The following is a 9,423-nucleotide window of genomic DNA, read 5'->3' as shown; positions in this document are numbered from 1 at the left end:
TACAACCCACAACTAACAACTAGCAACTAGTAGTTGGTTAATTTTTGTATAGCTGATTTTCAGAAGTTTACAAAATAAGGAGTCCGAAAAAGGGTTGATTTTCATGCTTTTCGGTACTCTGAAACGGTACTCTTATAACATATTTAAAGTGTATGTTTTTCCATGAATTATAATAATTTTTTTAAGGAATACTCAAATAACCTAAATAGGTTTTGTCTGAGTCTAAAACAACTTTAAATATCTATTTCTATTATAAAAAAATAAATTACTTCTTATCTATTAAATTTAATAGATAAGAAGTAAACCTATAATGAATTATTTATGCAATCATTTTATTGCAACTTATTTATTCATCTTCATTTTATGATCATACTGACAACAACCAGGTAGTTTTTTATATGCTTCTTCATTACCAGCTACTTTTTCGGTATCGTAACCTGAAGCTGCGATTGCTTTATGGATTGCCATTACATCGGTTTTTGTGTCATCAAAAGAAACATCTATTTTCTTTTTATCGACATCCCAATTCGCACTTGCTACACCTTCAACACCCTTAGCAGCCTTTTCGATAGTACTTTTACACATACCGCAATTTCCTCTTACACCAAAAGACAGGTCTTTCATTGCCATATCTTTAGTCATCTCAGTAGTTGTTGTTTCCGTTTCTTTTTTGGTTTCGTTTTTACAACTTGTTAAACCTAATGCTGCTATTACAGCTACACTTAAAATTACTTTTTTCATTGTTTAAAATTTAATTGTTATTACTCTATTACTTGTTTTACTTCTCCACAGGTTAGCATTGCATCACCAAAATATGGATTGATTACTTTTTCTTCTTTGCTCAACCAAAACGCACCCTTGTTATTATCTGCCATTGGACAAAATTCTAAGTAGACTTTTTCATTTACACCAAATAGTTGAACAGCATTGATTAGATGTGATGACAAATGCTTGAAATGGTCTCTTTGAGCTTTTATATCGGACGTTTCAGAAATTGAGGTCACTGAAGATTTTATTTCCTTTTCTAATGACATCCAATGGTTATGCGCTTTATTATCTGATAACAATTTCATATCTACTTTGGTTAAATTGTTTAGTAAAGTTGATGTGCTTGTTGAAATACTTTTTGAATCTTCTTTTACTAAAGCATCTTTTAAATTGATATACTCATTGTAAATACTATTTAACTGTTGTTGAAATTTCTCAGACACTTCCAAACGTTCATTCATATTGGTGTGGTCTGTTTCTTTGTTGGATGAATTGTTATCCATACCTAAATGACCTTCGTGACCAGTCATTACTTTACCACCATCCTTATTCATCATCGACTTTTTGCCTTGTAATTGTGCTGCTGCATCAACCGTAAAGGCTCCGTTAGTTACTATTTCATTTCCAGAAAACAAGCCTTCTAAAACTTGATATTCATTACCAATTTGATTACCTAACGTTACTTCACGCATTTCAAAAACTGGTTGGTCTGGATTTGTTTTTAAATATACCACAGAACGCTCACCTGTCCATAACACAGCAGATGCTGGAATAGATAAAGCTTCTTTATTTTTATTCTTAACACCATTAATATTTGCGGTTACAAACATTCCTGGTTTAAATACATCATCCTTGTTGTTTAGAACCACGCGCAAGGTTACTGTTCTTGTTTTTGTGTTTAAAACGGGGTCTATAAAATCAACTTTACCGTTGAATTCTTTATTAGAATAGGCATTGGTTGTAATCATTACTTCCTGTCCTTTTTTAAACAAATTTATCTGATTTTCATAGACATCAAAATTTCCCCAAACTGTGTTTAGATTGGCAATTTTTAATAAAGGTTGACCTTGTTTAATATAATCACCTTGCTCTACCAGTTTTTCTGCGACAGTTCCTGAAACTGTTGCATACACAGGAAAGTTTTCTTTCACTTTTTGGGTTTCCTCAATCTGATTGATTTGATTTTCAGACAGCTTCCATAATTTCAGTTTATTACGAACTGCTTTGTATAAAGCAGGTTGTGATTCTTTTAAAGATGCTGCTGTAATGAGTTCTTGTTGTGCTGCATATAATTCTGGCGAATAAATAGTTGCTAATAATTGACCTTTACGAACTTCTTCGCCAGTAAAACTCACATTTAAACGTTCAATTCTACCAGAAAAATAACTGACTTGTACTGCATTGGCTTCTTCATTTTCAGCAATTTTACCAGATAGTTTTATGGTATTGCCTTCTATATTGCTTTTACCAACAACAGTTGTTTGGATATTTGCCAGAGCCATTGCATTTTCAGTCAGTTTAAATTCGTCTGCTGCCAAACCATCCGCGCCAGCTTCTGAAGGAATTAAATCCATACCACAAATGGGGCAATCTCCTGCTTCTGGTTGCATAATCTGTGGATGCATAGAGCACGTCCACATTTGATTACTCTCTTCAACTTCAGAGTGATTGTGTTCTGCTTCTTGTTTTGATGAGCTACCGAATAGTATCCAACCTAAAAGTAGACCTACAGCCAATATTCCGAGATAAACTATATATTTTTTCATTTCTTTATTTTTTTCGTTTTAATAATTTCCTAATTGAAGGTGACGAGGTGTACCACAACAAAAACCCACTTAAAACGGTTATCAAACCTAAAAGTGAAAATGCTCTTAAAACAAGGGTATTAAAATTATCTCTACCCTCATAATCCATTGTATGTGTCATCCATAAAAAATCAAACCAACGCCAAGAACGATGTCTTACGGTTTGAAATTTTCCGTCGTTTACAGAAACGTATGCTTTTAGAGCTTCATCTGTTTTATATGAGATAACATAAGCAGGTAGTAGTTTTTCTCGATACTCGTGGTGTTTTCCAGTTTCAGTAATTTGCTCAACAGATTCTACCTCTAAACCACTTTTTATATGGTTTTTGGCAATATAGAGTGCCTCATCCTGCGTAATACTATTTTTTGGCATTCCATCTAAAGCATTATACAGCTGCTCTTTATTTATCCAATAGTAGGGTGCATTATCAATATCTCTTAATTCAATAGTCTTTATACCATTTGGAACATCCATTTCTGAAGGACTTATTAAACTATTAAATGCTTTGGGTTGATGGTCCAAGTTTTTAAATTGGTCTCCGTGTATTTCATCGATGTTTGTCCAACTAAAGTATAAACCACTAATGGTCCAAAACAGGAATTGAATCCCTAAAAAGAGACCCAAATACCTGTGCATTTTTCTAATTTTTAAAGCTGTATGCCTATTTACCATTTTTAGTTTTTTATTGTAAAAGGAAACTCGATTTTAACTTTTTCCCAAGCCATCGAAATAGTTCCGCTTTTATCATTTATTTTATTGACCTTATATTCTAAATGTTCTGTGATGTCTTCTGAAATTATCGGTGTCACTTTAAATCGAATTGCATCATCTTTTTCGTCATACTCATCTTTACCGTGTTGGTCCCAGTTTTTATTAATCATCACAGTCCAGTCGCCTTTTGATGGAATTGTAAAAAAGCCATATTTTCCTTTAGGAAGCGTCTCTTCATTTATGATTAAATCTTTATTGGTTTCCACCCAAGTAGCCATATGTGCTCCTGCTTGCCAAATTTGGTCATAACCAACCAAACCACCAAAGATGATTCTATCTCTTACTCCTGGCGAAGAATAATCGATATGAATATGAGCATCATCAATCATTACCATCGTTTCCGTATGCGGACTTAATACTTTTTTCTTTGGCTCTTCAACTTTTTTAGTTGGGTTGTTATGATTGTGTTTTTGCTCTTCCGAACTTGATTTTTCGTTTTTGCAACTTACTGTTAGAAGTACTATTGCAATTAATAAGGTTAGTTTTTTCATTATGTTGTTTTTGTTTTAAGGTTTCCTTTTAATAATTGTGCATTTACAGCACAGATTATTGTACTGATGCTCATTAGAGCTGCACCAAATGCAGGACTTATCATAAGTCCTGGTACAAACCCTGTTGCCAAAGGTAATGCGACAACGTTATATCCTGTTGCCCAGACCAAATTTTGAACCATTTTGCGATAAGTAGCCTTACCAAATAATATCAAGTTGGCAATGTCTTTTGGATTGCTGTCCACCAATACAATGTCAGCAGTTTCAGCTGCTACATCTGTTCCAGAACCAATGGCAATACCCACATCTGCTTGTGCCAAGGCTGGTGCGTCATTCACACCATCGCCTGTCATTGCCACGAATTCCCCTTTCTCTTGTAGTTCTTTGATTTTTTCCTGTTTTTGGTCTGGCAATACTTCTGCGATATAATCATCAAGCCCCAATTTATTAGCTACATCTTTTGCTACTCTCCCATTATCTCCTGTAAGCAAAGACACTTTTATATTGTTTTTTTGAAGTGTTTTGATGGCTTCATAAGAACTTTCCCTGATTTCATCAGCGAAGGTTACAAAGCCTATCAATTCATCATCTACTATGGTAAAGATTTTGGTTTCAATGCCTTCGTCTTTATCTTCAGAAACTGATTTTTTCAACTGCTCCATTAGTAAATAACCACCTGCTTGCACTTTTTTTCCGTTGACCGTTCCACTAACACCAACACCTGCATTGTACTTGAAGTCAGTTACTGAAGGAATCTCAATATTTTCCTCTTTTGCTTTTCGTCTTAATCCTTTAGATATATGATGCTCGGAAGGGCTTTCAACTGCTGTGGCGTATTTTAAAAGTTCTGTTTTATCATAATTAGATGATAATGGAACAATGCGTACCACTTCGTGAGAGCCTTTGGTAAGTGTTCCAGTTTTGTCGAATACTATGGTCGATATTTTGCGAGATGCTTCAAAAGCTGTTCTATTACGAATCAACAGTCCATTTTTTGCTGAAATGCTAGTAGATATAGCAGCTACTAGAGGTACAGCCAGACCTAAAGCGTGTGGACAACAGATAACCATAACAGTTACCATACGTTCTAAGGCAAATGATACCGTTTCTCCTAAAGCCAACCACGTAAAGAATGTACCAAAACCTAATACTAATGCAATTACAGTAAGCCATTTTGCTGCTACGTCCGCCAAACGTTGTGTTTTTGACTTTTGCTTTTGGGCGGTCTGTACCATATTTATCACTTTTGATAAATAGGTTTCTTCTCCAATACCTTTTACTTTTACTTTAATGACCCCATTGCCATTAATAGCACCACCAATTACTTCTTCATCAACACTTTTGCTTACAGGCTTACTTTCACCAGTAAGCATACTTTCATTAAGGTCACTTTTTCCGTCTACAATTATTCCATCAGCTGGTACTTTTTCTCCTGGTTTGATAAGGATGATATCTCCTTCGTTTAGTTCGCTTATTTTTACTTTTCGAGTTTGGCTGCCATCTACCAAATTAGCTTCATTAGGCATTAATGCTGCCAATGCTTCTAAGGCTTTACTTGCACCCAAAATAGAACGCATTTCTAGCCAATGACCAATTAGCATTACGTCAATAAGTGTTGCTAATTCCCAAAAAAACGTTTTGCCCTCGAACCCAAAAATGACCGCAACACTATAAAAATATGCTGCCGAAATTGCTACAGCAATAAGTGTCATCATTCCTGCCGATTTCTTCTTTAACTCACTTGCCAAACCTTTTAAAAATGGCCATCCACCATAGAAGTAAACAATACTGGATAAGGTAAACAGCACATAATTACTGCCCGTAAAATTCCAATCAACACCCAACCATTTCTGTATCATTGGCGATAATAGAAGAATCGGTATCGTCAAAATTGTAGACACCCAAAATCTTCGCTTAAAATCTTCTATCATCATTTTGTGATGGTCGTGTCCCATTTCTCCGTGAGCAGGGTTGTGACCAGAATGGTCCATTTTACTATGGTCCATTTCTACTTTCTGCTTGGAATGGTTTTCGTGGTTATGGTGTTCGTGGTTATGGTGTTCGTGATGTTCCATTTTAAATATTTTTAATGTTGTTCAATATAAAATCCACTCGTTCAGTTGGTGGTAACAAAGGGACGTTTACTACTGGAAAGGGTAACGCTCCATATACTTCAGTTATAAGATTGTGTATTTGATTTTGGTCGTTTTCACTTTCCAATCGAGCATAGTCGTTGATTAAAGGCAGTTTGTCTAGAACGAAAACCTTTTTGTAATTCACTTTACGCATTGCTTCTTTTAAAATTTCGTCAACTTCTAATTTTAAAAACCGATAGTACGCCAATGCATCAGGGATTGCCCTGTCCAGAAAAACTAAATCTTTAGGGTTTACCGATGCTTCCTGCTCGATTTGCATATCTAAAACACCAAGTTGAAACTCTCGTTTATTGCTTCGTAGTTCTTCAACTGTTTGCCCCTTAACTCGCATTGTATCAATATAATGCCTTGCGTGTTCAATAGTGGTTTCATATCCTCGTTCGGCAAGCATATTGATAGTGGTAGTTTTGCCAGTACTTGGACCGCCAGTAATAACACACCAATTTGTTTTTATGATTTTATTGCTTTTCATTTTGTTTTAATAGTTACATAATTCATTAGCTTCTTTAAGAATGTTTTTCTTTTTGGATGATGCCATACCCAAGTCATCCAATAGTTTTGGATTATCGCAAACCTCTCTACACAGCACAATGCCTTTGTTTAGTATTTTTTGTTTTTCCTGCTTACTTAAGGAAGGTAAAGCCGTAATCGGGTACAATCTTGAACCATCAATTTTACTTTTAAGGCTGTTTTTTTCGGGATAATCCCAACTTACTAATCCAAGCCCTGAACATTCGCCAAATTGTATAGCATCGGTTGAGAACCTTGTATTGGTATAAACCCAGCCTTTATGAAATTTTAGTGAATGGTCTTTTTGCTTTAACCATTGAGTTTCTAAATCCTTAAACCTAGACTGTATGTAAAGAGGTATTTTTACATTGCAATTTCTACCTTGGTCACTATGGAACTTACATTCCACTATATAATGTTCGTTAGCTTTCAAAGCAGCTACATCTACTTCGTGGGTTACACAATGACCTTGCATAATGACACCTACATCTGTATTGAAGCCTTCATATTCGAGGATTTTACCAATATATTTCTCAAAAGGATAGCCAGTTGGACCAAATTCCATAATGGCTTTTTTGAGTTTGTATCTAGCAGAACCTGATTTTGATTTGCGTTTCAACATCTTATAAGCTATTTCATAAATCCGTTTGGTTGTCATTCCTTCAGTTAATTGCTCCTGAACTTCTTGGGCGATTTCTTGCACAAGTTTTTCACTTGCTTTGGAATGCCTTAAAGAGCGTTTTAGCTTTTCGATATTGAATGCTTGAACCTCGCCTGAATACTTTATGATATTGATTGCTTTTTCCATTTTATAGATGTACTGTCATAACAGGTTTTTTTGAATGATTTGTTACAGTTTCAGCAATACTCTTTGAGAATATGCTTGATAGCCCTTTTCTACTGTGTGTGTACATTACTATTAAGTCCACATCATTTGAGCTTTCAAACTTTTCAATACCACCTAATACGGTAGATTCATTATAGACGTGTATTGCATAGTTTTCCAATTTTGGGAAGTGTGTTAAAAACTCTTTGATGGGTTGCAATCCATTTTCAACACTATTAAAATCCGATGTTGTGTTTATGTTCAACAATTGAATTTTTGCATTGCACTTTTTTGCTATTTTCTCGGCTTCCATAAAAGCATTGGATATGTCTTCCTTAAAGTCAGAAACAAACACGATATTCTTAAAAGGAAATGTTACTGTATCTTCCTTTACAACCAAAATTGGTACTCGTGCTTTCCGAATTATTTTTTGGGCATTGCTTCCCAATAATTGCTTTAGGAATCCGTTTTGTATGCCCCTGCTTCCAGTAATAATAAAATCGTGATTAAAATTGTGGGAATGTGCCACAATTGCATCTTCATCAGAAACAAACTCCAGAAACGTTCTTGATTTCAAACCTCTACTTTCAGCTTGCTTGTCCAAAGCCCTTAAATTGCTTTTGGCTATGCCAATTTCTGCTAACGTATCAGGATAATTGTGTTCCTGGGTCTTGGTTAATTTTGTCCAGTTAACTACTGTACTTATTTGATGCAAAAAATGGATTTCTGCATTAAAAAGTGCCGCCATTTCTATAGCCAATTCTGCTGCTTTATTGCAGTTATCTGAAAAATCCGTGGGTACTAATATATTTTTCATCTTATTTCTTTATTTGCCAATTATAAAGCGATGCAATACAGGCACCGATTAACCAACCCAAAATGAACGTTTGAACAATTCCTAAACAAGCTTGCCAAAGAGGCATATCCATTCTCATTATGGTTGAAACATCCAATCCGTGTAACAAACTATTGAAGAATTTTACTGACCCTTCGTGACCAACCGTAAACATTACCACCATACAGCCCAAATAAAGCAATGCTCCAGTAAGACCTGTGGCAAATCCTAATTTTTTGATGTTAATTGTTTTCATAGTTCTATGATTTATTGTTGTTTTCTTTATCGTGATTATGCTTGTGATGTGGTAATAGCAGATGACATCCGAACATTAGAATTATAAAAATGAACAGGGATACGTTTTCGCCCATTCCTATACTTGGTGCAATAAAAATGAGTAGCAACGGAAGTACACAACCTAATATAATCCAAAGTGTATGTGATTTCATTTTTTATATAATTTGAGTTAACATTACAATCGCCATCACAATCATAATGGCATTTTCAATAAATGTGGCTTCGGTCATTGGCAATTTTAGTGCCGTTCCGAGACAAGCACAACGAATTGATTTTTTGTCCAAAAGCGTTTTAGTAACACCAACCGTTGTAATACTTAATAGTATAAGTGTGGCTATAAGAGCAATTTCAATTTCAAAACGCATTAAGAACATCAGCCCGAGAGCAGTTTCGATGAATGGATATACCCAACCATAAAGAGTAACCCTTTTTGCTAATGGGTCGTACATTCTGAATGATTCTGGGAAATTCTTTAAATCCAACATCTTGAAGAAACTGAACACTATGAAAAACAAGCCCATAAAATCCAGCATTACAGCATTACCAGCCCAATTCTTATAATGCAACAAAACGCTTGTAGTTGCTATGTAAAAAAGGATAAGCAATAACGGTTGTAATTGTTGCAGTTTTGATTTTTCCTCTGTGGTATCCATAGATTGGGATGTCATTTGGAAAACATTTTTATTTTCTTTTTCCGAAAGGGTATATTTTTCAGGCAATGCTTTTTGAAGGGTTTCTGTGGTAACGTGGTTGTTCATTTTTACTTGGGCTTCTGCTTTTTCAAGGTTTACAACAACTTCATTTACGTTTTCTACTTGACCCAAATATTTTTCCACAGATGCCTTACAGCCTCCGCAGGTCATTCCTTTTATGTTATATGTGTGTGTCATTGTTCATTTTTTTTAATGATTATTACACAAAATTAATTTTAGCAACCCACCTTCATTTGTACAATTCTGGATA

The 9,423-nt window shown here is 34.9% G+C and carries 11 protein-coding genes; all 11 read right to left on the bottom strand.

The genetic code is table 11. The annotated features are described in order from the left end of the window. Positions 1-342: 342 nt before the first annotated feature. Genes ACRBBL_RS04860 through ACRBBL_RS04810 form a run of 11 tightly spaced genes read right to left on the bottom strand, consistent with a single transcriptional unit; the run spans position 343 to position 9,350 of the window. Positions 343-741, bottom strand: coding sequence for a heavy-metal-associated domain-containing protein (locus ACRBBL_RS04860; RefSeq protein WP_431367894.1), 399 nt, complete (start codon positions 739-741; stop codon positions 343-345). A gap of 20 nt (positions 742-761) precedes the next feature. Beyond that, positions 762-2,534 (bottom strand): efflux RND transporter periplasmic adaptor subunit, encoded by a 1,773-nt coding sequence (locus tag ACRBBL_RS04855; RefSeq protein ID WP_431367893.1) that lies wholly within the window; start codon positions 2,532-2,534, stop codon positions 762-764. A 4-nt stretch (positions 2,535-2,538) separates the two neighbouring features. Then, on the bottom strand, positions 2,539-3,246 hold the full coding sequence (locus ACRBBL_RS04850) for a PepSY domain-containing protein (RefSeq protein WP_431367892.1): 708 nt from the start codon (positions 3,244-3,246) through the stop codon (positions 2,539-2,541). Positions 3,247-3,248: 2 nt separating this feature from the next. Continuing rightward, positions 3,249-3,836, bottom strand: coding sequence for a DUF2911 domain-containing protein (locus ACRBBL_RS04845; protein ID WP_431367891.1), 588 nt, complete (start codon positions 3,834-3,836; stop codon positions 3,249-3,251). Beyond that, positions 3,836-5,911 (bottom strand): heavy metal translocating P-type ATPase, encoded by a 2,076-nt coding sequence (locus ACRBBL_RS04840; protein ID WP_431367890.1) that lies wholly within the window; start codon positions 5,909-5,911, stop codon positions 3,836-3,838. Before ACRBBL_RS04840 ends, ACRBBL_RS04845 begins: the two co-directional genes overlap by 1 nt. Position 5,912: 1 nt before the next feature. After that, entirely contained in the window at positions 5,913-6,464 is a 552-nt protein-coding gene (locus tag ACRBBL_RS04835) for an AAA family ATPase (RefSeq protein ID WP_431367889.1), read from the bottom strand. A 6-nt stretch (positions 6,465-6,470) separates the two neighbouring features. Next, positions 6,471-7,310, bottom strand: a complete 840-nt coding sequence (locus ACRBBL_RS04830) for an ATP cone domain-containing protein (protein WP_431367888.1) — start codon at positions 7,308-7,310, stop codon at positions 6,471-6,473. 1 nt (position 7,311) lies between these two features. Further along, the gene (locus tag ACRBBL_RS04825; RefSeq protein ID WP_431367887.1) at positions 7,312-8,145 is read right to left on the bottom strand and encodes a universal stress protein; all 834 of its coding nucleotides are present in this window, start codon (positions 8,143-8,145) and stop codon (positions 7,312-7,314) included. A 1-nt stretch (position 8,146) separates the two neighbouring features. Next, positions 8,147-8,419 (bottom strand): DUF5676 family membrane protein, encoded by a 273-nt coding sequence (locus tag ACRBBL_RS04820; RefSeq protein ID WP_431367886.1) that lies wholly within the window; start codon positions 8,417-8,419, stop codon positions 8,147-8,149. Between the two features lie 4 nt (positions 8,420-8,423). After that, positions 8,424-8,612, bottom strand: a complete 189-nt coding sequence (locus tag ACRBBL_RS04815) for a hypothetical protein (RefSeq protein WP_431367885.1) — start codon at positions 8,610-8,612, stop codon at positions 8,424-8,426. 3 nt (positions 8,613-8,615) lie between these two features. Further along, positions 8,616-9,350, bottom strand: coding sequence for a heavy-metal-associated domain-containing protein (locus ACRBBL_RS04810; protein WP_431367884.1), 735 nt, complete (start codon positions 9,348-9,350; stop codon positions 8,616-8,618). Positions 9,351-9,423 lie beyond the last annotated feature (73 nt).

Origin of the sequence: Kordia sp., assembly GCF_050633145.1 — a bacterium.
In the GTDB taxonomy this organism is placed as follows: domain Bacteria; phylum Bacteroidota; class Bacteroidia; order Flavobacteriales; family Flavobacteriaceae; genus Kordia.
Note: the sequence above shows the minus strand (reverse complement) of the source record. Positions and strands in the feature narration are given on the sequence as shown.

Bases quoted from the DNA above. Each gene is read 5' to 3' on its own strand.
- ACRBBL_RS04860 (WP_431367894.1), bottom strand. From the start codon at position 741: ATGAAAAAAGTAATTTTAAGTGTAGCTGTAATAGCAGCATTAGGTTTA.
- ACRBBL_RS04855 (WP_431367893.1), bottom strand. From the start codon at position 2,534: ATGAAAAAATATATAGTTTATCTCGGAATATTGGCTGTAGGTCTACTT.
- ACRBBL_RS04850 (WP_431367892.1), bottom strand. From the start codon at position 3,246: ATGGTAAATAGGCATACAGCTTTAAAAATTAGAAAAATGCACAGGTAT.
- ACRBBL_RS04845 (WP_431367891.1), bottom strand. From the start codon at position 3,836: ATGAAAAAACTAACCTTATTAATTGCAATAGTACTTCTAACAGTAAGT.
- ACRBBL_RS04840 (WP_431367890.1), bottom strand. From the start codon at position 5,911: ATGGAACATCACGAACACCATAACCACGAACACCATAACCACGAAAAC.
- ACRBBL_RS04835 (WP_431367889.1), bottom strand. From the start codon at position 6,464: ATGAAAAGCAATAAAATCATAAAAACAAATTGGTGTGTTATTACTGGC.
- ACRBBL_RS04830 (WP_431367888.1), bottom strand. From the start codon at position 7,310: ATGGAAAAAGCAATCAATATCATAAAGTATTCAGGCGAGGTTCAAGCA.
- ACRBBL_RS04825 (WP_431367887.1), bottom strand. From the start codon at position 8,145: ATGAAAAATATATTAGTACCCACGGATTTTTCAGATAACTGCAATAAA.
- ACRBBL_RS04820 (WP_431367886.1), bottom strand. From the start codon at position 8,419: ATGAAAACAATTAACATCAAAAAATTAGGATTTGCCACAGGTCTTACT.
- ACRBBL_RS04815 (WP_431367885.1), bottom strand. From the start codon at position 8,612: ATGAAATCACATACACTTTGGATTATATTAGGTTGTGTACTTCCGTTG.
- ACRBBL_RS04810 (WP_431367884.1), bottom strand. From the start codon at position 9,350: ATGACACACACATATAACATAAAAGGAATGACCTGCGGAGGCTGTAAG.